At 70.8% G+C, this 23767-nt stretch carries 16 protein-coding genes; 10 read left to right on the top strand and 6 right to left on the bottom strand.

Going from position 1 to position 23767, the window contains the following annotated elements; genetic code table 11:
• Positions 1 to 29 precede the first annotated feature (29 nt).
• The 4 genes from PV734_RS13875 to PV734_RS13860 all read right to left on the bottom strand — a co-directional run bounded on the left by PV734_RS13875 (position 30) and on the right by PV734_RS13860 (position 4707).
• On the bottom strand, positions 30 to 854 hold the full coding sequence (locus tag PV734_RS13875) for a carbohydrate ABC transporter permease (RefSeq protein WP_319090378.1): 825 nt from the start codon (positions 852 to 854) through the stop codon (positions 30 to 32).
• Positions 851 to 1831, bottom strand: a complete 981-nt coding sequence (locus PV734_RS13870) for a sugar ABC transporter permease (RefSeq protein ID WP_319289664.1) — start codon at positions 1829 to 1831, stop codon at positions 851 to 853. The genes PV734_RS13875 and PV734_RS13870 overlap by 4 nt, the downstream gene beginning before the upstream one ends.
• Positions 1828 to 3129 carry an extracellular solute-binding protein gene (locus PV734_RS13865; RefSeq protein WP_319289663.1) on the bottom strand — a complete coding sequence of 434 codons (1302 nt, stop codon included), beginning with the start codon at positions 3127 to 3129 and terminating at the stop codon, positions 1828 to 1830. Before PV734_RS13865 ends, PV734_RS13870 begins: the two co-directional genes overlap by 4 nt.
• A gap of 234 nt (positions 3130 to 3363) precedes the next feature.
• The gene (locus PV734_RS13860; protein WP_319289662.1) at positions 3364 to 4707 is read right to left on the bottom strand and encodes an MFS transporter; all 1344 of its coding nucleotides are present in this window, start codon (positions 4705 to 4707) and stop codon (positions 3364 to 3366) included.
• 83 nt (positions 4708 to 4790) lie between these two features.
• Between PV734_RS13860 and PV734_RS13855 the strand changes: the two genes are divergently transcribed.
• From PV734_RS13855 to PV734_RS13840, 4 genes are all read left to right on the top strand, one after another.
• On the top strand, positions 4791 to 5762 hold the full coding sequence (locus PV734_RS13855) for a LysR family transcriptional regulator (protein ID WP_319090374.1): 972 nt from the start codon (positions 4791 to 4793) through the stop codon (positions 5760 to 5762).
• Positions 5763 to 6067: 305 nt separating this feature from the next.
• Positions 6068 to 7027, top strand: coding sequence for a hypothetical protein (locus PV734_RS13850; protein WP_319289660.1), 960 nt, complete (start codon positions 6068 to 6070; stop codon positions 7025 to 7027).
• Positions 7028 to 7273: 246 nt separating this feature from the next.
• On the top strand, positions 7274 to 9472 hold the full coding sequence (locus PV734_RS13845) for a polysaccharide deacetylase family protein (protein ID WP_319289659.1): 2199 nt from the start codon (positions 7274 to 7276) through the stop codon (positions 9470 to 9472).
• The gene (locus tag PV734_RS13840; protein WP_319289658.1) at positions 9469 to 10740 is read left to right on the top strand and encodes an acyltransferase; all 1272 of its coding nucleotides are present in this window, start codon (positions 9469 to 9471) and stop codon (positions 10738 to 10740) included. The genes PV734_RS13845 and PV734_RS13840 overlap by 4 nt, the downstream gene beginning before the upstream one ends.
• A 104-nt stretch (positions 10741 to 10844) precedes the next feature.
• On the opposite strand, the gene PV734_RS13835 is transcribed toward PV734_RS13840, so the two are convergent.
• Positions 10845 to 11264, bottom strand: a complete 420-nt coding sequence (locus tag PV734_RS13835; protein ID WP_319289657.1) for a hypothetical protein — start codon at positions 11262 to 11264, stop codon at positions 10845 to 10847.
• Positions 11254 to 15015: a hypothetical protein gene (locus tag PV734_RS13830; protein ID WP_319289655.1), complete on the bottom strand. Its 3762-nt coding sequence runs from the start codon at positions 15013 to 15015 to the stop codon at positions 11254 to 11256. The genes PV734_RS13835 and PV734_RS13830 overlap by 11 nt, the downstream gene beginning before the upstream one ends.
• Positions 15016 to 15574: 559 nt before the next feature.
• On the opposite strand from PV734_RS13830, the gene PV734_RS13825 reads away from it, so the two are divergent.
• The 6 genes from PV734_RS13825 to PV734_RS13800 all read left to right on the top strand — a co-directional run bounded on the left by PV734_RS13825 (position 15575) and on the right by PV734_RS13800 (position 23613).
• Positions 15575 to 16957, top strand: coding sequence for a nitrate/nitrite transporter (locus PV734_RS13825; protein WP_319090368.1), 1383 nt, complete (start codon positions 15575 to 15577; stop codon positions 16955 to 16957).
• A gap of 123 nt (positions 16958 to 17080) precedes the next feature.
• A complete protein-coding gene (locus tag PV734_RS13820) occupies positions 17081 to 18253 on the top strand; it encodes a uroporphyrinogen-III synthase (protein ID WP_319289653.1) in 1173 nt (390 codons plus the stop codon).
• A gap of 548 nt (positions 18254 to 18801) precedes the next feature.
• Complete coding sequence (locus PV734_RS13815; RefSeq protein WP_319090366.1) at positions 18802 to 19401, top strand: CGNR zinc finger domain-containing protein; 600 nt, start codon at positions 18802 to 18804, stop codon at positions 19399 to 19401.
• 359 nt (positions 19402 to 19760) lie between these two features.
• Complete coding sequence (locus PV734_RS13810) at positions 19761 to 20282, top strand: sigma-70 family RNA polymerase sigma factor (protein WP_044471680.1); 522 nt, start codon at positions 19761 to 19763, stop codon at positions 20280 to 20282.
• Between the two features lie 47 nt (positions 20283 to 20329).
• Entirely contained in the window at positions 20330 to 21112 is a 783-nt protein-coding gene (locus PV734_RS13805; RefSeq protein ID WP_319090365.1) for a zf-HC2 domain-containing protein, read from the top strand.
• Between the two features lie 179 nt (positions 21113 to 21291).
• Complete coding sequence (locus PV734_RS13800; RefSeq protein ID WP_319289652.1) at positions 21292 to 23613, top strand: HelD family protein; 2322 nt, start codon at positions 21292 to 21294, stop codon at positions 23611 to 23613.
• The last annotated feature ends 154 nt before the right edge of the window (positions 23614 to 23767 follow it).

Genomic DNA, 23767 nt, shown 5'->3' with positions numbered 1-23767 from the left:
CCCTTACTTGGCCTGTTGTCTGTTGCCTGTTACTTGACGGCACCCACGGCGATGCCGCGCGTGAGCGTTCGCTGGAAGACGAGGAAGAAGACGAGGGCCGGCAACACACCCAGCAGGGCGGCCGCGTTGGTCATCGTGGCGTCCATCAGGCGCTGGCCCTGGAGGACGCCGAGAGCCACCGACACCGTCTGGTTGTCGTTGGAGATGAGCATCACCAGGGGGAGCAGGAACTCGTTCCAGGTCCAGATGAAGAAGAAGACGAGGAGCACACCGAGGGTGGGACGGCTGACCGGGACGACGATCCGCCACAGCACCTGCCACTTGTTCGCGCCGTCGATCCGCGCGGCCTCGATGATCTCCCGGGGGAACTGGCCCAGCACCGAGGAGAGGAGATACGTTCCGAAGGCCGCCTGGATCACCGTGAAGACGATGATCACGCTCAACCGGGTGTCGTACAGGCCGACCTGCTTGCTCAGGTAGTACACCGGGTAGACCAGCGCCTCCTGCGGCAGCATGTTCGCGAGGACGAAGAAGGCCAGCACCCAGGTGCGGCCCCTGATCCGGCCGATGCCGATCGCGTAGGCGTTGAGTACGGACAGGACGACCGCCAGGACGGCCACCGACCCGCTGATCAGGGTGGAGTTGACGAGCTTCTGGCCGAAGTCGACCCGTTGCCAGAAGTCCTTCACGCCGTCGAGGTAGAGGCCCTCGGGAAGACTGAGCGGGCCGTTCGCGGAGTACTCGGCGGGCGACTTCACGGCGTTGACGGCGACGATCACGAACGGCACGACCATGAACAGGGCGGCGAGGACGAGGGCGATGAGCACCGGGTAGCGGCGCAGGGCGGTCGTCATGCCCGCACCCCCGCCGGAGCGGCCGGAGCGTCCTCGGCGTCCTCGGCCCGGGTCTGGAGCTTCAGGCCGATGAGCGAGACGGCGAGGATGATCACCGTCAGGACGGTGGAGACGGCGGCGCCGTAGCCGACCTGGGTCTTCTCGAAGAACGTGGTGAAGGAGAAGTACGACGGGACGTTGGTCGCGCCGCCCGGGCCGCCCTTCGTGAGGACGTACACCGCGCCGAACACCTTCAGCGCGGCGATCGTGCACCAGGTGAGGACGACGTAGATCTCGGGGCGGATCTGGGCCAGGGTGATGTGCCGGAAGCGGCGCCACCAGCCGGCGCCGTCCAGTTCGGCTGCCTCGTAGAGCTGCGGGTCGACGCGTTGCAGGCCCGCCATGAAGACGACCAGCGGGAAGCCGAGCTGCACCCAGACCATCACGCCCATCACGCTGTAGAGCGCGATGTCCGGGTCGCCGAGCCAGTCCTGCTGCCAGGAGCCCAGCCCGACGGCGCTCAGCAACTCGTTCAGCGAGCCGTCGCCGGGCGCGAGGATCCAGCTCCAGACGATGCCGGCGACCGCGATCGGCAGCACCTGGGGGAGATAGAAGCAGGCGCGGAGCACGGCCGCCCAGCGACTGCCGAAGTGCTTGCCGACGTAGTCGAACAGGGCGGCGGCCAGGACGAGTCCGACCGCGGTGGGTGCGGCCGCCATCGCCACCACCATGAACAGGCTGTGCCGGAACGACGCCCAGAACTCCGAATCGTCCATCAACTCCCGGTAGTTGGCGAGCCCAGACCACTCCGGGGAGCCCACACCCCGCCAGTCGGTGAAGCTCACTCCGGTGTTCATCAGGAACGGCACGACGATCACGGCGAGGAAGGCGAGCGCGCCGGGGAGGAGGAAGACGGCGTACGAGTCCCTGCGGCGGCGCGAACTTCCCGGCGGCCCGGTGTCCTTGGCGACCCGGGCCCGTTCGACGGTGGCCGTCATGTCTTCGGTACGCCCTTGTCGTACGCCTCCTGCAACGAGTCGAGGACCGCGTCCGACTGGGCGCTGCCCGTGATCAGCTTCTGGACCTCGGAGACGAGGACGTCGTAGAAGCCGGGCACCGGCCAGTCGGGGTAGAAGGCGAGACCGTCCCGGTCGGAGAGGGTGTTGAAGTCGGCGATGAGCGACTTGGCCTGTGGGTCGGTGATGGCGGCCGGGTCGGCGGCCACCGGGACCCCGCCCTTGTTGCCGAGCAGGTTCTGGATCTTCTTCGACATGGTGATGTCGATGAAGTCGTAGGCGAGTTCCTTGTTCTTCGCGCCCTTGGGGACGACCCACAGGTTGCCGCCGGACCCGAGGGTGAGGTTGCTGCCGGGCCACAGGAACGTGCCCCAGTCGAACTTCGCCTCGCTCTTGAAACGGCCGTACCACCAGCTGCCGGAGAACAGGATCGGGCTCTTGCCCTGGATGAAGGAGACCCCGGCGTCCTCCGCCTTGACACCGCTGGAGTTCTTGCCGAAGTACCCCTTCTTCACCCAGTCGGTGAAGGTCTCGGCGCCGTACGTCCAGGCGGCGTCATGGAAGTCCGTCTTCCCCTTGTACAGCTCGTACCTGTCGACCCAGGCGCGGTCCGCCTTCGACAGGGCGAGCTGGTACAGATACTGCTGGGCCGGGTATTCGGCGCCCGCGCTCGCCAGCGGGGTGATGCCCTCGGCGACGAACTTGTCCATGGCGGCGGTGAGTTCGTCGAACGAGGTCGGTACGGCGATCCCGTGCCGTGCGAAGAGTTCCTTGTTGTAGAACACCATCGTGTACTCGGCGTAGTTGGGGACACCGAACCAACTGCCGCTGCCCATGACTCCGTTGGCGTCGTACTGGCTGGTGGTGCGGGCACCGGCGCTGAGCAGTCTGTCCCAGCCGCGCTTCGTCACCTCGCCGGTGAGGTCGGTGAGCAGGCCCTGGGTGGAGAGCAGACCGGCCGTCGCGTTGCCCTTGTTGTACTCCATCAGGTCGGGCGCGTCGGAGGAGTTGAGGACCATCGGGGCGGTCTTCTGGATCTGTTCGAAGCCCTTCTCCTCGACCTTCACCGTGACGCCCGGATGAGTCGCCTTGAACTCCTCGACGGCCGCCTTCCAGGCCGCGCCCATCGCGCTGTCAGGGCCCTCGTAGTGCCACAGGCGCAGACTCTTCCCGTCGCCCGATCCACTGGCCGAGTCGCCGCAGGAGGCCGTCAGCAGCGCCCCTACCAGGGACGCGGCTACTATCGCCATGCACCTGCCATGCCTTCTTGCCGTGAACATCCACTGCCTCCAGGGGAGTCGGATGGATCTCGGTCACCCGTTGCGCAGGGGGCGTCGAACTGATTCGACGCGGGTCGTCGAAGCGCTTCGACGGGCGAAGGTATGTGTGGCGTGTGAACGAGTCAATGGGGTGCGCGTGAATTGGCTCTGCCAGGTGTCGAGGCTCGGCCTTTGTGGGTGTTCGGTATCCCGGCTTGCGCGGGGGCGGGGATGGGGGCGGGGCCCGGGGGCCTGTCAGTGTCCGGGGCCGCTTCTGCGGGTGAGGGGCGACAGGAGCAGCGCGCCGGCCGCCGCCGCGAGCGGGACGCCGTAGCCCGTCGTCGGCGACGCGTGTTCCGCCGCCCAGCCGCCCGCTGCCGAACCGCAGGCTATGCCGCCGAGGAGGCCCGTCACCGCGAGGGTCATGCCCTCGTTCAGGCGGCCCCCGGGAGTGCGGCTCTGGATCAGGGTCATGTTCGTGATCATGGTGGGCGCGGTCGCCGTCCCGGCCACGAGCAGCGCGCCCGCGAGGACGACGAGCGAGCCGGTCAGGGCCGCGGCCAGCAGGGGCAGCGTCATCAGTGCCGTCATCGCGGCCAGGCACCAGGGGTGGCGCCGCTCGGCGGATCCGGCCGGCCGCAGCGCTCCGTACAGCAGACCGGCCGCGCACGATCCGGCGGCCTGGAGGGCGAGAACGGCCCCGGCCGCCGCCCGGTGTCCCCGCTCGTCGGCGAAGGCGATCGTGACGACCTCCATCGACCCGAACACGGCGCCCGTGGCCAGGCATACGGCGAGCAGTGGGCGCATCCCCGGGGCGCGCAGCGGGGACGTACCCCGCGTGTGAAGCCCTTCGACGCGAGGCCGGACGGGCGGCTCGGTCGATCGCTGGGCGGCGAAGAGGAGCACGCCGGTCATCATCAGGACCGCCCCGACCAGCGTGCCCGCCTCCGGGAACAACGCCCCGCAGAGAAAGGCCGCGAGGACCGGGCCGAGCATGAAGCAGAGCTCGTCGGCGGCCTGTTCGAAGGAGTTGGCGGTGTGCAGGGCCTCCTTGTCGCCGTCCAGGAGATGGGCCCAGCGGGCGCGTGACATACCGCCGGTGTTGGGGGTCGTGGCGGTGGCGGCGTAGGCGGCGAAGAGGGTCCAGTCGGGGGCGCCGTAGTGCGCGCAGAGCAGCAGCGCGAGGGAGCCGAGTGCGGCAAGTGCCGTGGCCGGTACGGCGATTCGGGCCTGGCCGTACCGGTCGACGAGCCGTGCGGTCCAGGGCCCGACCACGCCCGTCGCGGCGAGCCCGGTGGCGGTGACGGCTCCGGCCAGGGCGTACGAGCCGCGCGACCCGGCGATCATGATGACCGCGCTCACGCTGAACATGCCCATGGGGAGCCGGGCGATCAGGTTCCCGGCGGTGAAGGCCCGTGCGCCGGGGACGGCGAGGAGGCGGCGGTAGGGGCCGGGCGGACGGTGGTCGTCCGTCGTACGGGCACGGCGGCGGGGGCCGAAGTCGGCGATGACCAGGGTGTCCTGGGTGACAGCGGGGAGGGGGCGGGGGAGTGGGCGGGAGCGGGGCCCGGAGGGCGGTCGGGGCGATGGCGGCGGCATGGGTCAACCGTCGCCCGGTGTCGATCACGGGGTCCAACACCTGATCCCCGGCGATTGACGCACTCTCGTTGTAGGTTCGCCGGATGTCTGCCCCGAACCACCTCGACCCCCGTCTCCTGCGCGCCTTCGTCGCCGTGGCCGAGGAGCTGCACTTCACCCGGGCCGCCGCACGTCTCTACGTGGCGCAGCAGGCGCTGAGCCGGGACATCCGGCGCCTGGAAAGGGAGTTGGGCGCCGACCTCTTCGTACGGTCGACCCGGCGGGTGACCCTGTCGGCCGACGGTGATCGGCTACTGCCGTACGCCCGGCGGGTGTTGGCGGCCCACGACGAACTGCTCGCCGCGTTCGGAGAGATACGGCCGCTGCTGGTGGACCTGAACTCGCCGGGGCTCTCGACCGGACGGCGGGTGCTGCACCGGGCGCGTGAACTCGCCCCGGAGTGCGAGCTGATGGCGCGGTTCGAGAGCGGACTCACCTTCGCCGCCGACGAGATGCTCGCGGGCCGGCTCGACGTGTCGTTCGGGCGGTTCGCGGGCCTGGACCCGGGGGTGCGGGCCCGGCTGGATCAACAGCTCGTGCGCTACGAGCCGATGGCGGTCGTCCTGCCCGAGGACCATCGGCTGGCCGCGCTGCCCGAGGTGCCGTTGGCGGCTCTGGCGGGGGAGAGCGTGTACGCCGGTGCGGGCAATCCCCGGACCCCGGAGTGGACCGACCTCGCACGTCAGCTGTTCGAGGGGCGCGGCATCGGGATCGCGCCGCCCGCGCCACTCGCCGTGGGCGACGAGGAGTTCCAGCGGCTCATGGCCAAGCTGCGGACCCCGGTCCTCGCCGTGGTGGATTTCCCGGCCCTGCCGGGGACGGTGGTGCGACCGCTGGTCGATCCCGTACCGCTGTCGCCCGTGTCCCTGGTGTGGCGGCGGGGGCTGACACACCCGGGATTTAACGCTCTGCGACAGGCCGCGGCCCAGCTCACGGAGGAGGAGGGGTGGCTTCGGGGGCCTGCGGAGGCGTGGATTCCGGCCAGGGACAACGGCATCATTCAGGTTCACAAGTAGCACATGGCAAACACGAGTCCTCCATGTGCGCTACATTCGTGGCCCGGATGCAGTGTGATAAATGGGGCGCTCGGGTCGGGTGGGGGTCCGATTCGAACAGCGGTAGTACGAAAATCCGGAAATCGTACATGCGCCCGAAAGGCTCCCGTGGGGGGATGTACGTGCGTGTGAAGAAGTGGCGCGAAGACGCCCAACCGAATCGGTCCGACGCCGAAGACGTGACCGTGTCGGGGACCCAGCAGCTACCCGGAGTTACCCCAGGCGGCACCGGTCCTGTGCCCCGCCAGAGGCACGCCGGAGCGCCGGTGCGGCCCGGGCGATCCGGAGGCAGAGGCGCGCACGCCCAGTCGCGCCCGAGCGGAACGGGAGCGCCTGGATCAACCGCGATCACCGGATCGGCCGCGGCCAACGCGGCGACCGGATCGGCGAGATCTGCCGGACCGACCGGAGCGGTCGGAGCGGCCGGATCCACCGGCTCGGCCGGGACGTTCTCCGGCGGTCCGTGGGAGAACGCGGCGGAGTTCGGTCACACGCACGACCCGCACGAGGTGACGGTCCAGCTCGACGGAGTGGGCCGCCAGGTGGAGGAACTCCTCGTACGGCAGGCCAAGGAGGGCGCGGACGCCGGTGCCGGTGACGGCCCCGTCTTCGTCGACGAGACCGGACGCCGCAGCCGCCGATACCGCCGGATCGGCATGGTCGTCGGCACCGCCTGCGCCGTGTACGCCGTCGTCATCGTCGCCACCCTCCTCTCCGGCAACTCGGACGCGCCCTGGCTGCCGGTACCGGGCCAGGCGGACGAGCAGCCGGCGGGCAAGGTCGACACCTCGCCGCTGCCCGCCGAGTCGGTGCTGCCGTCGGACGCGGCCGGGGTCACACCGGCCCCGGGGGCGTCGGTGAGCGCGGGAGTCACTCCGTCGCGGGGGGCTGCCGCCGCCGTCACGCCGGACGCCTCGGCCAGCGCCTCGCAGAACCCGGGTCCGTCCGTCTCGGCCAGGCCCTCGGCCAGCGTCGGCAAGCCCGACCCGGGGACCAGCACGCCCGGCCCGGACCCCGAGCCCTCGGTGTCGGTGTCCAACTCGCCCGCGCCGAGCCCGTCGGAGAGCGTCGCTACCTCACCCGACCCGACTCCGACCCCGACCGGTGACGGCGGCACGGTCGCCGGCGGTCCGAGCGACCCGACCCCGATCGCCGAGGGCGCGGCCGAACCGAGCGCCACCGGTGACCCGGTCTCGCCGCCGACGTCGCCCGGCGTGACGGCGTGACGGCGTGTCGGAGGCGTTACGGCGTAGAGCCGGCCGAGGCACCTCGCGGCGCCGGTCGCCGCGGCCGTGTCCGTGGCCGGCCCGCTCATCCCTCTCGACCTGCTCTCGACTCGCTCTCGTCCTGCTCCTGACCCGCTCGGCCCGCTCCAGAACCGCTCATCCCGCTCGTACCGCTCAGCAGAACATCCGTCGACCGCACTCCGCCGACTCCGTTCTGATCTCCTCGTCCCCGGAGAACAACCTCTGATGGCATCCCGCACCCGCCGCCACGGCGCCCCGAACGGCGCCGGGGGCGCCGCCCGGCGCCGACGGCTGCCCATGCGCCTGCTGCTTCCCTCGCTCATCCTGGTCGCCCTGATGGCGATGCTGATGCTGCGCGGGTACGTGCACAGCGAAATACTCGCCGACCACCGCATCCAGCCCGAGGCATCCACCGACCGGGTGCCGGAGAAGATCCTGGAGGGCGGCCCGGTCATCGACACCAGAAGCGGCCAGACCACCAGCCTGAACGTGCCCGACCGCCGACTCGTCCTCACGTTCGACGACGGCCCGGACCCCGAGTGGACCCCCAAGGTCCTCGACGTCCTCAAGAAGCACCACGCACACGCGGTCTTCTTCGTCACCGGCACCAATGCCTCGCGCTACCCGGAACTCGTACGGCGCATGGTGGCCGAGGGCCACGAGGTGGGGCTGCACACCTTCAACCACCCCGACCTCTCCTTCCAGTCGAAGGCCCGGATCGACTGGGAGCTGTCCCAGAACCAGCTGGCTCTCGCCGGTGCGGCGGGCATCCGTACGTCGCTGTTCCGGCCGCCGTACTCCTCCTTCGCCGACGCCATGGACAACAAGTCGTGGCCGGTCACGGAGTACATCGGCAAGCGCGGCTACATCACCGTCGTCAACAACACGGACAGCGAGGACTGGCGCAAGCCGGGCGTCGACGCGATCATCCGCGAGGCCACCCCCAAGGGCGGCAAGGGCGCGATCGTCCTCATGCACGACTCCGGCGGCGACCGCCACCAGACCGTCCAGGCACTCGACCGCTTCCTGCCCGACATGAAGAACCAGGGGTACCGGTTCCAGAACCTCACCGAGGCCCTGGACGCGCCCAGCGCGCACACACCGGTCGCCGGCGTCGAACTGGCGAAGGGCAAGGCGTGGACGTTCCTGGTCCAGGCCTCCGACAACATCACCGACGTACTGGTCGTCGCTCTCGCGATCATCGGCGTCCTGGTGTTCACCCGGTTCGGCCTGATGCTGCTGCTCTCCGTCCTCCACGCCCGCCGCACCCGGCGCCCCGACTTCAGCTGGGGCCCGCCGATCACCGAACCGGTGTCGGTGCTCGTCCCGGCGTACAACGAGGCCAAGTGCATCGAGGCCACCGTGCGGTCACTGATGCGGAGCGAGCATCCCATCGAGGTGATCGTCATCGACGACGGGTCGAGCGACGGCACGGCCCGCATCGTCGAGGACATGGGCCTGCCGAACGTACGCGTCGTGCGCCAGCTCAACGCGGGCAAACCCGCCGCCCTCAACAGGGGTGTGGTGAACGCCCGTTACAACCTGATCGTCATGATGGACGGCGACACCGTCTTCGAGCCGGGCACCGTCCGCGAACTCGTCCAGCCCTTCGGTGACGCGCGCGTGGGAGCCGTCGCCGGCAACGCCAAGGTCGGCAACAAGGACTCCCTGATCGGCGCCTGGCAGCACATCGAGTACGTGATGGGCTTCAACCTGGACCGCCGTATGTACGACGTCCTGGGCTGCATGCCGACGATCCCCGGCGCGGTGGGCGCCTTCCGCCGCAGTGCCCTGAAGCGGGTCGGCGGGATGAGCGACGACACGCTCGCCGAGGACACCGACATCACGATGGCGCTGCACCGCGACGGCTGGAAGGTCGTGTACGCGGAGAACGCCCGCGCCTGGACCGAGGCCCCGGAGTCCGTCCAGCAGCTGTGGTCCCAGCGCTACCGCTGGTCGTACGGCACCATGCAGGCGATCTGGAAGCACCGCCGCTCGGTGATCGAACGGGGTCCGTCGGGCCGCTTCGGCCGTGTCGGCCTGCCCTTCGTGTCGCTGTTCATGGTGGTGGCGCCGCTCCTCGCCCCCCTGATCGACGTGTTCCTGCTCTACGGTCTGGTGTTCGGCCCGACCGAGAAGACCGTCCTCGCCTGGCTGGGCGTCCTCGCCATCCAGCTGATCTGCGCGGCCTACGCGTTCCGTCTCGACCGCGAGAAGATGACCCACCTGATCTCGCTGCCCCTGCAACAGGTCCTCTACCGCCAGCTCATGTACGTCGTGCTGCTGCAGTCCTGGATCACCGCGCTCACCGGCGGCAGGCTGCGCTGGCAGAAACTCCGGCGCACCGGAGTCGTCGGCTCGGCGCCGGAAGCCGTACCGGCCGCCCGGACGAGCGGCAGCGACAACCGGAGGCCCGTCGGATGACCCAGCGACCTACGGCCGACACGACGCCGGCCGACCTGACGACGACACCCGCGTACGGCGTCCCGCGGCAGCCGGCCACCGACGAGCCGCCCGCAGCACCCACCGAACCCGCCGAACCCAGGGCGGCGAAGCCGGGCCGGGACCGCTATCTCGACCTGCTCCGCAGCATCGCCCTGGTCCGGGTCGTGGTGTACCACCTGTTCGGCTGGGCGTGGCTGACCGTGCTGTTCCCGTCCATGGGAGTGATGTTCGCCCTGGCGGGCTCCCTGATGGCCCGTTCCCTGAAGCGCCCGGCGCTCGGGGTGATCCGGGGCCGGATCCGGCGCCTGCTGCCCCCGCTGTGGGCGTTCAGCGCGCTGGCGCTGACGCTGATGTTCCTGGGCGGCTGGGACCTGGGCAAGGATCCCGACCACGGCGGCACCTGGGGCCTGGTCGAACTCCTCAACTACGTCATCCCGCTCGGCGCCCCTCCCTACCCGTGGAGCATCGGCTCCAAGTCCGGGATCCTGGAGAACACCTGGGCGGTCCAGGCCGCGGGCCCCCTCTGGTACCTGCGGGCCTACCTGTGGTTCGTGATCGCCTCACCGCTGCTGCTGTGGGCCTTCCGCCGGTTCCCGTGGCCGACGCTGCTCGCCCCGCTGGCCCTGACGGCGGTCGTCGGCACCGGCCTGGTGACGATCCCCGGCGAGACGGGCAACGCGGTGTCCGACTTCGCGGTGTACGGCGGCTGCTGGGTACTGGGCTTCGCCCACCACGAGGGCCTGCTGAAGCAGATCCCGCGCTATGTCGCCGTGTCCTGCTCGGCCCTCCTCATGGCCTTCGGCATCTGGTGGGCCTCGGGGCACCAGGGCCCCGACGGCTGGGACCTGAACGACATTCCGCTGGCCCAGGCGACCTGGTCGTTCGGGTTCGTGGTGATCCTGCTCCAGTACTCCCCGTCGTGGCAGGAACTGCCGGGCCGCCTGGCCAGGTGGGACAGGCTGATCACCCTCTCCAACAACCGAGCGGTGACGATCTATCTCTGGCACAACCTGCTGATCATGGCCACGGTCCCCCTGATCGACCGCCTGTACGACCTCCCGTTCATGTCCGACGGAATGGTGTCCGCGCTGGACACGACGTACAACCTCTGGATGTTCGTCCTGGTCTGGCCCCTGATCGGCCTGACGATCCTGGCCCTGGGCTGGATCGAGGACGTCGCGGCGAAACGAAGCCCACGGCTGTGGCCGGACGGGGCGAAGCGGGTGGGCGTCCGACGCCGGGGGTGAGAGCCGAGGGTGAGAAGGCGGGGGCGGGAGACGGGAACGGGAGACGGCAACAGGACGGCCCGGCACCTCGATGCCTGCCGGGTGCCGGGCCGTCCTCTGTCGCGTCAGCCGTCCTCTTCCGCTTCCCCCTCCCCTTCTTCCTCTTCCTCTTCCTCTTCGTCATCGGCCGGGCCGAGCTTCGGGAGTACGTTCGTGTCCAGGCCGTACTCGTCGAAGATGTCCCCCAGCGCCCGTGCCATGGAGTCCAGCCCGGGCTCCCGGACGAGGACGAGATCCCGTACCTGGAAGTACTGCCCGCCCAGACACTCGCCGGTGGTCGCCCAGCGGTCCATGACCGAGTCGATCGCGGACCGGGTCAGCAGCGTCGCGCTCCACCGCATCCCGTCGGGGGCGGTGATCACAGCGTCCACGTTGTCGACGGAGGCCGGGTCGTCCCCGTCGCCGAGGAAGAAGCGGATCTCCAGGTCCGAGGCCCCGACGTTCCGGACGGTCCGGTGTTCAGGGAAGGGGAGATTACTTTCCATAGAGCTTCTTCAACCTCTTGAACACCTGGTCCTCCCACCTCTTGTCCGACTTGGCGACGACCTCGACCGTGTCGCCCAGCACACGGAAGAACAGGCGACCGCCGTTTTTGGCACGGGCGTAAGTGATGCCCGTCGCCTTGTCGTACTTGTTGTACATGCCCGGCTCCATGTTGCCGTTGGCCAGCTGCTTGAACATGCTGTCCAGGTCCGCCTGGACATCGGCGTTCTGGGTCGCCTTCCGGGCCAGCCTGGTGAGGACCGAGTCCTTGCCGATGGACGAGGTCATGCACATCTTCGCGGCGGCGGCCGACGCGATGGCAGGTGAGGCGGCCAGTGACGAGGTGCGGGCGGCCGGGGCCAGGGAGGCGGTCGCCCCGAGGGCGTCCTCCGCGAGGCTCAGCAGGCACTTCGCCGGCGCGCTGCCCCTGCGCAGGGTCTCCAGCAGCTTCCGGAGCCGGTCCAGGGTGTGCTTGGCCTGGGCCACGTCGTCCAGGAACTTGCCGATGCCCCTGGTCACCTTGACGATCGCCTTGGTGACCGCGGGGAGCTTGCCGACTGCCAGGGCCAGGCTGCCCACGTCGACCAGCGACCACAGGCAGCTCTCGACGTCGCCGCTGCCGAAGCAGCGCTTGAGGTTGTTGACGCCGACGACTTCCAGCAGGATCTCGGCGCCGTTCTCCTTGACCCAGTCGATGACATCCAGGGACGCGAGTGCCTTGGCCGCCCTGTAGTCGTCCACGCAGCTCTGGCCGCACTCCTTGAGCAGCAGCGCCTCGTCGCTCGCGGACAGGCCGGGGCCGCTGTCGGGGTCGCCGACGGCGTTGGCGGCGCGCTGCTCCTGAACCGCCTTGCGTTCTTCCACGGCGGCGCTGTCCGCCGCCGCGTCGGCGTCCTTGGCCGCGCCGTCGGCGTTCTTCGCGGCGTTCTCGGCCTCGGTGGCGTCCTTCTCCGCCCGGGTCGCGGTGCTCCGGGCGGACGTGGCGTCCGCGGTGGCGGCGTCGGCCGCCGCGTGGGCACCGGCCGCGTCGCGCTCCGCCTCGGTGGCCTCGTTGTTCGCGGCGGTGGCCTCGCTCTTGGCGGTGTAGGCCGCGGTCTGGGCGTAGGCGGCGTCGGAACTCGCCTGCGCGTCGTACGCCTGTGCGTTGTTGTCGGCCTTCTTGGCCGCCTCCGCCGCCTTGGCGGCTTCGGCGGCGGAGGCGCGGGCGGCTGCCACCGAGGTGGCGGCCTTCGCGGCGTCGGCGGCGGCGTTGGCCGCCGCCGTGGCGGCTGCCTTGGCGTCGGCCGCGGCCTTGTCGGCCAGGGCCTTCGCGGTCGCCGCGGCCTTCGCCGCGTCGTCGGCCTTGGCCTTGGCCGCCGCTGCCTGCTGCTCGGCGAGGGTCAGCGAGGTCTGACCGGTGAGGACGGCGTAGGCCGCGGCGGAGTCGGTCTCCTTGTACGGGGTGCCGATGTTGATGGCGTCATTGGCGGGCTTGATCACCTCGGCCGCCGAGTCACGGGCCGCGCTCGCGGCCTCGCTCGCCGCATAGGCCTGGCCGGCTGTGACCGCCGCCCACTGCGCCGTCTTCAGCGACTCCTCGCGGGCGGCTGTCGCCTGCTGCCGGGCGGTGACCGCGGCCGCTGCCGCCTTCTTGGCCTCGGCCTCGGCGTTCTCGGCGTTCTTCTGTGCCGTTGCCGCCGCGCTGATCGCCGTAGCGGCGGCGGCGTGTGCGGTGACGGCGGCGGCATGGGTGGTGAGCGCGGCGGCGGTGGCGCCGTCGGCCGCGGCCTGGGACCGGGAGGCGGCAGCGTCGGCCCGGGTGGCGGCGGCGCGCGCGTTGACCGCCGCGGTGGTGGCCACGGCGGCGTTCTGCTGGGCGCTGGTGGCCGCGGCCGTCGCGGTGTTCGCGGCGGCCCTCGCCTCCGTCGCCGCGGTCCGGGCCTCGGCGGCCGCGTCGGTACCGGCGGCTGCCGCGGCGGCCGCTTCGAGCGCGGCGGCCCTGGACAGCGCGGCCTGCTTGGTCTCCTCGGCGTCCCGGGCCCTGTCCCGTGCCTCGTACGCCTCCTGCTGGGCATCGAGGGCCGCGTCGTTGCGTGCGGAAGCGGTGCCCCCGGCCGTCTCGGCGGCTCCGCGCGCGGTGGCTGCCGTCGCCGCGTCCGCCTTGGCGCGGGTCTCGGCGTCCTGCGCCTTGGCACGTTCGCGGGTGGCGGTGGCGTGTTCGGCCGTCGCGGTGTCGCGGGCCGCCTCCGCCTCGGCGCGTCGGGCGGCGGCCGTGGCGGCACCCGTCTTCGCGGTCTTCTCGGCGGCCTCGGCGGTGGCCTGCGCGTTCTTCGCCTTGGTGGCGTTGGCGGCGGCTTCCTTGGCCTGTACGTCCGCCGCCGTCGCGGCGGCCTTCGCCTGGGCCGCGGCCTCCTCGGCGGCGGCCCGGCGGAACTCGGTGTTCAGCGCGTGCGCCTGGGTCTGCGCCAGCGCGAACTGCGCCTTCGCGTCGGCGACGGTGGCCTTGGCGGCGTTCACCGCGGTCTGGGTGGCCTTGGCGGCTGCCTGGGCCGCCGCATACGAGGCCTTCACGACCTGCGCGGACTGCTGGGCGTACAACAGGCCACGCCCGCGCGGCGTCTTGGCCGAGTCCGCGATGGCGTAGGCACTGGTCTGGGCGGTGGCCGCCTTGTCGGCGGCGGCCTTGGCGGCGGTCACCGCCTGGTTGGCCAGGGTGAGCTGGGCGGAGACCCGGGTGCGGGCGCTGGCCAGGTCGGTGTTGGCCTGGGTGAAGACAGCGGCCTTGGGTCGGAGGATGTCGTCCTTGGGCTGTCCGGCCCAGTACTTCTGCCAGACCAGGATCTGCTCGGCGAGCCAGGCCTGGGCGATCCCCTCGATCATCGCGTCGGTCGCCTTGTGCACCTGCGCGGCGGCGGTCACCTCGGCGGCCATGATGTCGGCCCTGGGTTTGGCCTGGGACGCGTACTCCGACTCCCACTCGGCGTAGGCGGTGGCGGTCACCGAGGCGAGCACGCGGCGCGGGTCGATGGGGTTCCAGCTGTCGCAGTCGCCCCAGGCGATCTTGAGCTGCTCCACCTCCATCCGGTACTCGGCGCTGTCCTCCACCGGCGCCTGCCGGGGGAAGCCGCCCTGGCGCAGATAGCGCTCGATGTCGCTGGAGGTGGTGCCGTTGTACGGCGCACCGAGGCTGCTGCTGGACAGCATCTGGTCGGCGATCCGGTCGTCGCCGAGCGGGTCCTTGCCGGTGATCGAGGCGTTCAGCTTCTTGGCGCTGTCGATGGCGGCGGCGCCGGGGACGCTGCGGCCGTCCTCCCCGAAGCGGTCGTACAGCCGTTTCTGCGGGCCGATCGTGAAGGCCAGGATGTTCGCGTCGAACTCGGGGGCGTGCAGGGTGACGGCACCGTCACCGCCCCAGTACGACAGGGCGTACACCCTGTTGGCGGCCTCCCAGCGGGTGGTGCTCGCGTTGGAGGCGGTGACGTAGTCGGAGATGCCTGCCACGTCGTCGCGCACCGCGTCGTCCAGCAGGCTGGGGTAGATGTTGCTCTTGCGGTAGAGCGCCGCGGCCAGTTCGGCGTCGGTGCCGGCGAGGGCCTTCGAAGCCGCCGCCTTCAGCGCGGGCCCGCCGACGTGCAGCCCGAATCCGGCCTCACAGCGGTCCTGGCGGACGTCCTGGCCGAAGGAGATCCGATTACCGCCGGTGTCCGGCAGTGGTTCGGCGGTGGCACTCGCGTTCGCCGGTACGACGTACACCAGGCCGGTCAGTACGGACACCGCCGTCGCCAGCGCGAGGCCGGCCGGTCCCTTGCGCGGACCGTGGGATCTCCTCCGGAAACCGCCCCGTGAAACTAACTCTCTGCGCACTTCGCTTCCCGTCTTCTCGTCGGAGGTCGAAGGATCGGCCCAGGAGGGGAAGCGGCGAACGCGTCGCACGGCAAAAGGAATCGCTGGCGCGCCGGAGAACACCGACGCGAGGACAACAGTGCCCGGACGTGGGCCGGGAGCATCCGTCGTGCTGGTCGGGCACGACGCTCCCTGCCCCACTTCCCCCGTGGGCACGGAGATCGTCACACATAGAACAGATTCTCGAAAGGGGTGTGGGGGCCGTGACGTCGCACACCTGTGCCCCTCCGACCGCGTGCCGTCCGGCACGCTTGTCGTGACCTCCCGTTGCTCAACCTCTCATCCCACCTCCTCGCGGGGTGAGAGCAAAGTTCCCTTCCGGTCACCCACAGCCACAGCGTGGAAACGCGCTCTCTCTACCTTCGGGACTCATCACCGCTCAGCACCCCGCAAAAGAACCACCCGAGCCCCGGACCACCGTGGAGGCGTCATGACAGCCCCTAGTTCAGCCCCCGCACCCGGCAGGGGAGGCCGCTGGATCGAGCACTGGGATCCCGAGGACGAGGCCTTCTGGAACGCGACCGGCGAGAAGGTCGCCCGCCGCAACCTGTTCTTCTCCGTGCTCTCCGAGCACATCGGCTTCTCCATCTGGACGCTGTGGTCCGTGATGGTGCTGTTCATGGGACCGGAGTACGGGCTCACCCCGGCCGACAAGTTCTTCATCGTGTCGATGGCCACGGCCGTCGGCGCGGTCGTCCGCGTCCCCTACACCTTCGCCGTCGCCCTCTTCGGTGGCCGGAACTGGACCATCGTCTCCGCGTCGCTCCTGCTCATCCCGACGATCGCGGCGTTCATCGTCATGGAACCGGGGACGTCCTTCAACACGTTCCTCGCCTGCGCCATGCTCGCCGGAATCGGCGGCGGCAACTTCGCCTCCAGCATGACCAACATCAACGCCTTCTTCCCGCTCAGGAAGAAGGGGTGGGCTCTCGGGCTCAACGCCGGCGGCGGCAACATCGGTGTCCCGGTCGTGCAGCTCATCGGTCTCGCCGTCATCGGGGCGAGCGGCGGGCCCCGGGTGCTCCTGGGCATCTACATCCCGCTCATCCTCATCGCCGCCGTCCTCGCCGCGGTCTACATGGACAACATCTCGTCCCTGAAGAACGACACCGGCGCAGCCAAGGACGCCGTCAAGGACGCGCACACCTGGATCATGTCCTTCCTCTACATCGGGACGTTCGGCTCGTTCATCGGCTACGGCTTCGCGTTCGGCCTGGTCTTGCAGACCCAGTTCGGCCGTACGCCGCTGCAGGCCGCGTACGTCACCTTCATCGGTCCGCTGCTGGGCTCCCTGATCCGGCCCGTGGGCGGTGCGCTCGCCGACCGTTTCGGCGGGGCGAAGATCTCCCTGTGGAACTACGTCGCCATGGCCGGCGCGACCGCCTTCATCGTCGTCGCGTCGATGCAGAAGTCGCTGCCGCTGTTCACCACGGCCTTCATCGTCCTGTTCATGCTCAGTGGCCTCGGCAACGGGTCGACGTTCAAGATGATCCCGGGCATCTTCCAGGCCAAGGCCTTCGCCAAGGGGCTGGAGGGTGAGGAGGCCGCCGCGTACGGCCGCAGGCTCTCCGGCGCTTCCATGGGAATCATCGGCGCGGTGGGCGCCCTCGGCGGCCTCGGTATCAACCTGGCCCTGCGCCAGTCCTTCCTCTCGGTGGGGTCCGGCACCGGTGCCTTCGTCGCCTTCCTCGCCTTCTACGGGGTCTGCTTCCTGGTCACCTGGGCCGTATACCTTCGCCGCCCGGAGGGTGCACAGGCCACGGAAACCACGGCCTCCGAAGCGAAGCCGCAGCTCAGCTACGCCGAGGTGTGACCTTGGGCCGAAGCGGCTTAAGTAACACCAGCGACATGAAGCCGAACCGAGCCTGTCACGCGCTGTTGACAGGCTCGGTTCGGCACGCTTGTGCAGATGTGACCCGACTGCGGGACGAGAGCCATGTACGAACAGCAGCGACCGGAACGACCGGAGCACGGCCCGCCGGACCACGGCCCCCTCGCGGGGTTCACCGTGGGCGTCACGGCCGCGCGTCGGGCCGACGAACTCGGGGCCCTTCTCCAGCGGCGGGGCGCTGTCGTCGTCCACGCCCCCGCTCTGCGGATCGTGCAGCTCGCCGACGACAGCGAACTGCTCGCGGCCACCAAGCAGCTGATCGCCCAGGCCCCGGACATCGTCATCGCCACCACCGCCATCGGCTTCCGCGGCTGGATCGAGGCCGCCGACGGCTGGGGGCTCGGCGCCGACCTGCTCGCCTGCCTCGGCGGGGTGGAACTGCTGGCCCGCGGGCCCAAGGTCAAGGGGTCCGTCCGGGCCGCCGGGCTCACGGAGGACTGGTCACCGTCCTCCGAGTCCATGGCCGAGGTGCTCGACCGGCTCCTGGAGGAGGGCGTCGAGGGGCGCCGTATCGCCATCCAGCTGCACGGAGAGCCCCTGCCCGGCTTCGTCGAGTCGCTGCGTGCGGCGGGCGCCGAGGTCGTCGGGGTGCCCGTCTACCGGTGGATGCCGCCGGAGGACATCGGCCCCGTCGACCGGCTCCTCGACGCCACCGTCTCGCGCGGCCTGGACGCGCTCACCTTCACCAGCGCCCCGGCCGCCGCCTCCCTCCTCTCCCGCGCCGAGGAACGGGGACTGCTCCCGGAACTCCTCGCCGCCCTGAACCACGACGTCCTGCCCGCCTGTGTCGGCCCGGTCACCGCGCTGCCGCTCCAGGCCCACGGCGTCGACACGGTGTCCCCCGAACGCTTCCGGCTCGGCCCCCTCGTACAGCTCCTCTGCCAGGAACTCCCGTCCCGCGCGCGGGCGTTGCCCATCGCCGGGCACCGGGTCGAGATCCGCGGGCACGCCGTCCTCGTCGACGGCGCCCTGCGCCCCGTACCGCCGGCCGGCATGTCCCTGATGCGCGCGCTGTCCCGGCGGCCCGGCTGGGTCGTCGCCCGCGCCGACCTGCTGCGCGCACTGCCGGGCGCCGGCCGCGACGAGCACGCGGTGGAGACGGCGATGGCCCGTCTCCGCACCGCCCTCGGCGCCCCCAAACTGATCCAGACGGTAGTCAAACGCGGCTACCGCCTCGCCCTGGACCCGGCCGCCGACGCCAAGTACGCCGACGCGTAGTCGCTCCGCTCGGGGCGGGGGCAAGGGGCCGGGTGGCCCGGGGCCGTTCACCGACGGCCCGACCGCCCCACGCCCCACTCCGGGCCCACCCGAGCCCGGCCCCCGACCGCCCCGAGCCCCCAGGCCGGTCTCCGGCCGCCCCACAGGGGCGCGAGGAACTGCGCGCCCAGCCCCCACAGACCCGCACCGAACGAACCACACGCGCTGCGGAGCGAGCCCCCGTCGACTGGCGCCGAACGATTCGGTGTGCCCTGCGGAGCGAGCCCCCACGCGCCCGTGCGCGGACGAACCGCGTATCGCCCCAGCGCCCCCACCGGCTCGCGCCGAACGAACCCCGCGCCCCGCAGAGCGAGCCCCGTAACCAACCCGCGCCCAAACGAACCGCCCATCCCGCGGAGCGTCCCGTACGGGGGGTTCCGGCCGGGAGGGTGGGCAGGCACTGTAGGTAGAGGGAACGGTTCCCCATACCCCCTCACTGGCATCCCACCGGCGCTCATCGGCATCCACTCCGCCTCGCACGGTGGCGACTCCTAGGCGGTGACAGGCACATGGCATCGGAGACAACCGTGGCCACAGCCTCGTACGAGCTGCGTTTCGACGCCGGGCGGATCTGCCTGGACCTGCTGGCCACCACCCACCCATGCGAACGGCTCGGCGCAGCGGAACCGCTCCGCGCCTGGATCGCCGCGTCCGGACTGGTCCCGGCGGGCACGCCCCTGCGGCACGCCGACGTCTCCTGGGCGGCGCGCTTCCGTGAACTGCGGGACCTGATCGGCCGGTTGGTGCACAGTCCACCGGCCGCCGACCCCCGCCGCCTCGACCACGTCCTGGCCCGCGTCAACGAGCTGGCCCGCCCGGCGCCCCCGGCCCCGCGCGCGGTCCGTGGCGACGACGGCACGCTCGTACGGGAGTTGCACGGGCCGCCCGACTGCGCGGCCCTGCTCGGGGCGGTCGCCCGGGACGCCGTGGACCTGCTCACCGACCCCCTGGCGCGCGCCTGTCTGCGCCAGTGCGAGGGGGACAGCTGCCCGATCGTCTACCTCGACACGTCCCGGGGCCGACGGCGCAGATGGTGCTCCAGCGAGATCTGCGGCAACCGCGAGCGGGTCGCGAGACATCGGCGGCGAGTCGCCCTGGCACGTGCGTAGACCGTCCCCGACCCTTCCATACATCACCCATAGCGGGCAAGTGGTGCGGAATCGGGCCTATCAACTCTCGCGGGTTCCAGTGACGTTGGTTACACGTGTGTTTCCCGTCTATTGGTTGCGGGCATCGCCCCGAACTTGCCAATGTGGCGGAAATGTAAAGCACTTGCGGCAGGAATGTGCTCCCTTGTCCCTCACGTCGGGGGCGGATAAAGAAAGTTGTGGTCGCGCGTTGAACATCCCACGGTCCCCTTCCGTACCTCGGGGGGAGCGACCGACCGGGGGAACCCGGGACAGCGGAGGTGGGCGTGCGTAAGGATTCCGTCGTGGCCAATGAACAAGGACCGAGGGCCCGACATCGCATGTCCCAGCCCTCGGAGCCCGACGAGGACCTGATGCGTGCGCTGTACCGAGAGCACGCAGGGCCCCTTCTGGCGTACGTCCTCCGGCTGGTCGCCGGTGATCGGCAGCGAGCCGAGGACGTCGTGCAGGAAACGCTTATCCGTGCCTGGAAGAACGCCGGTCAGCTCAATCGAGCAACCGGTTCGGTACGCCCCTGGCTGGTGACGGTCGCCCGGCGCATCGTCATCGACGGGCACCGCAGCCGGCAGGCCCGGCCGCAGGAGGTGGACCCGTCGCCGCTGGAGGTCATCCCCGCGGAGGACGAGATCGACAAGGCGTTGTGGCTGATGACGTTGTCGGACGCGCTCGACGACCTGACCCCCGCCCACCGGGAGGTCCTGGTCGAGACCTATTTCAAGGGGCGTACGGTGAACGAAGCCGCCGAAACGCTGGGCATACCCAGCGGAACGGTGCGCTCACGTGTCTTCTACGCCTTGCGTTCGATGAAACTCGCACTTGAGGAGCGGGGGGTGACGGCATGAGCATTTACGGGGGTTTCGGAGCGGGTAGTCCTGGTTCCATGCGAGGAATGCAGGGTTCCCAGGGCCCGAACGAACACGAGACCGTGGGCGCCTACGCCCTGGGCATCCTCGACGACGCGGAGGCCACGGCCTTCGAGGCACACCTCGCGGGCTGCGAGTGGTGCGCCCAGCAGCTCGACGAGCTGGCCGGGATGGAACCGATGCTGGCCGCCCTCGCGGACCTGCCCGGTGCCCAGGGAACGCCCGCCATCGGCGAGTCGCTCTCCGCCCGTCCGAGTCCACAGCTCGCCACGCGGCTGGTCGACGAGGTCGCGAACCGGCGAGCGAGCAGGCGTCGGCGCAGCTTCTACATGGTGGCCGCCGCGGCGGCCCTCATCATCGGCGGCCCGACCGCGGTGTTCGCGACGACGAGCAACGACACGTCCAGCGTGGCGAGCCCCTCGCCGACGGCCACGCCGAAGAGCACCGGCTCCGCCAAGGAGGCCTTCGGTCTCATGAGCGACAAGGTCTCCGCCACCGACCCCACCACCAAGGTCACCGCGACCGTGGCGATGGAGCCGAAGGCCTGGGGTGTCAGCGCGGTCCTGGAGCTGGGCGGCGTCAAGGGGCCGCTGAAGTGCTCCCTGATCGTCGTCGGCAAGGACGGCTCGCGCGAGACCATGTCCAACTGGTCCGTCCCGACGCCCGGCTACGGGATCAAGGACGCCACGACGGAAACGGCCCGCAACCCGCTCTACATCCACGGCGGAACCGCGTTCGGCGCCGACGAGATCGACCACTTCGAGGTCGTCACCTCCGCCGGCAAGCAGCTCGTCGAGGTCGACGCCTGATCCCGTCTCCCGTCCCCACCACTGCCGAGGCACTCCCTCGGCAGCCCCACAGCCGCTCAGCGACCGCCCCAGGACACCTCGTACGAAGACTCGTACGGTGTCCTGGGGCGGTCGCGTAGCATGACGGCCTCTTTTTCGCGTACGGTTGACGGCTGCCCAGCATGTAAGAAGGGGGCCCGGTGGCCGCTCAGGCTCAGCAGGAAACGGCGCTCGTACCGGTCGAGGACTCCTCAGTACAGGACTCCGTCCGCGACCGCGAGATCAGCGTCGAACAGGAACACCTGGACCGGGTGTACCGGCGTCTCGAGGAGAAGATCGACGAGGCCGAGTTCCTCATGCACGACGCCGCCAAACGCGGCCAGGTCGGCACCCCCGGCGCGCTCGCCGAACGGGACGCCCAGGTGTTCCGCGCCGGTATCCACCTCAACAGGCTGAACAACGAGTTCGAGGACTTCCTCTTCGGCCGTATCGACCTGCTGGCCGGCATGGACGGCAAGAAGGGCCCGGACGGGGCCTACACGGCCGTGGAGCCCGCGGAGGGGGCCGTACGCCCCGACGGCACCGCCGACATCGCCGAGACCCTCCACATCGGCCGTATCGGCGTCCTCGACGAGAGCTACTCGCCCCTCGTCATCGACTGGCGCGCCCCGGCCGCCGCGCCCTTCTACCGCTCGACCCCGGTCGACCCGGGCCGGGTGGTCAGGCGCCGTGTCATCCGCTCCAAGGGCCGACGGGTCCTCGGCGTCGAGGACGACCTGATGCGCCCCGAGCTGACGGCGTCCCTGGACGGCCAGGAGCTCGCGGTGATCGGCGACGGCGCCCTGATGGCGGCCCTCGGCCAGGCCCGCAGCCACACCATGCGGGACATCGTGTCGTCCATCCAGGCCGAACAGGACCTGGTGATCCGCGCCCCCGCCGCCTCCGTGACGTATGTCGAGGGAGGCCCGGGCACCGGCAAGACGGCCGTCGCCCTGCACCGCGCCGCCTACCTCCTCTACCAGGACCGGCGCCGGTACGCGGGCGGCATTCTGATCGTCTCGCCCACGCCCCTGCTCGTGGCGTACACCGAGGGTGTCCTGCCCTCCCTCGGCGAGGAGGGCCAGGTCGCCATCCGGGCCATCGGCTCCCTCGTCGACGGCGCCGAGGCCACCCTGTACGACGCCCCGGCCGTGGCCCGCGCCAAGGGTTCGTACCGCATGCTCGCGGTGCTCCGGAAGGCCGCGCGGGGCGCCCTGGAGCAGTACGAGTCGCCGACGGACACCAGCCGTCTGAGGGTCGTCGTCTTCGGACGCCGTATCGAACTCGAAGCTCCCGAGCTGGCCCGCATCCGCGAGTCGGCGCTCAGCGGCACGGCCCCCGTCAACCTGCTGCGTCCCCGCGCCCGCAAACTGCTCCTGGACGCCCTGTGGGCCCGCTCGGGTTCGCAGAGCCGCCACACGGACCCGGAACTGGCCGCGGAACTGCGCTCCTCCTTCGACGAGGACGTCACGACCGAGGACGACTTCATCGCGTTCCTGGACGCCTGGTGGCCGGAACTGACCCCCGCGTCGGTCCTCGCCGCCATGTCCGACGAACGCCGCCTCGGCCGCTGGGCCCGCCGCATCCTGAACCCGGGCGAGGTCCGCCGGGTCGCCCGCGCCCTCAAGCGCGACGGCCTCTCGGTCCACGACGTGGCCATGCTGGACGAGCTCAACGCGATCCTCGGCACCCCGGCCCGCCCTCGAAAGAAGCGCGACCGGGACCCCCTGGACCAGCTCAGCGGCCTTGAGGAGCTGATGCCGGTACGGGAGGAGACGCAGCGCGAACGCGCCGAGCGACTCGCCCAGGAGCGCACCGAGTACGCCCACGTCATCGTCGACGAGGCCCAGGACCTCACCCCGATGCAGTGGCGCATGGTCGGCCGGCGCGGCCGGCACGCCACCTGGACGGTCGTCGGCGACCCGGCCCAGTCCTCCTGGTCCGACCCCGACGAGGCGGCCCAGGCCCGTGACGAGGCTCTGGGCACCCGCCCGCGCCGCCGCTTCACCCTCACCGTCAACTACCGCAACCCGGCCGAGATCGCCGAACTGGCGGCCAAGGTCCTCGCCCTCGCCATGCCGGGCTCGGAATCCCCGAGGGCGGTGCGCTCGACGGGCGTGGAACCTCGTTTCGTGGCTGTACGGGACTCGCTGGCCCAGTCGACCCGCGAGGAGGCCGCCCGCCTCCTGGACCTCGTGGACGGCACGGTCGGCGTCGTCGTGGCCATGAACCGCCGCGAGGAGGCGGCGCGCTGGCTGGCGGGCCTCGGAGACCGCGTGGTGGCCCTCGGCAGCCTGGAGGCCAAGGGCCTGGAGTACGACGCCACAGTGGTCGTCTCCCCGGCGGAGATCGCCGACGAGAGCCCCGCCGGCCTGCGGGTTCTCTACGTCGCCCTGACCCGGGCCACCCAGCAGCTCACGGTCGTCTCGGCCGACCGCGACGAGCCCGACGCGCAAGGGGTGCCGGACCTTCTCCGAGACTGAGGCCGACACCGACACCGCGACCGGCAAAGACAGAGCCCGTAGGGAATTGCCTTACGGGGATCGTTTGTTACCGTTGACGTGGCACCGGCTCGATCCAAGCCCCCGGGCCCAACCTTCGTCGCTACGAGCGACCACTTGCCGCGAGGCGAGCATG

It is taken from the genome of Streptomyces sp. AK08-02 (genome assembly GCF_033795085.1).
In the GTDB taxonomy this organism is placed as follows: domain Bacteria; phylum Actinomycetota; class Actinomycetes; order Streptomycetales; family Streptomycetaceae; genus Streptomyces; species Streptomyces echiniscabiei.
The sequence above is the reverse complement of the archived record's forward strand: the minus strand, read 5'-3'. Positions and strand labels throughout refer to the sequence as shown.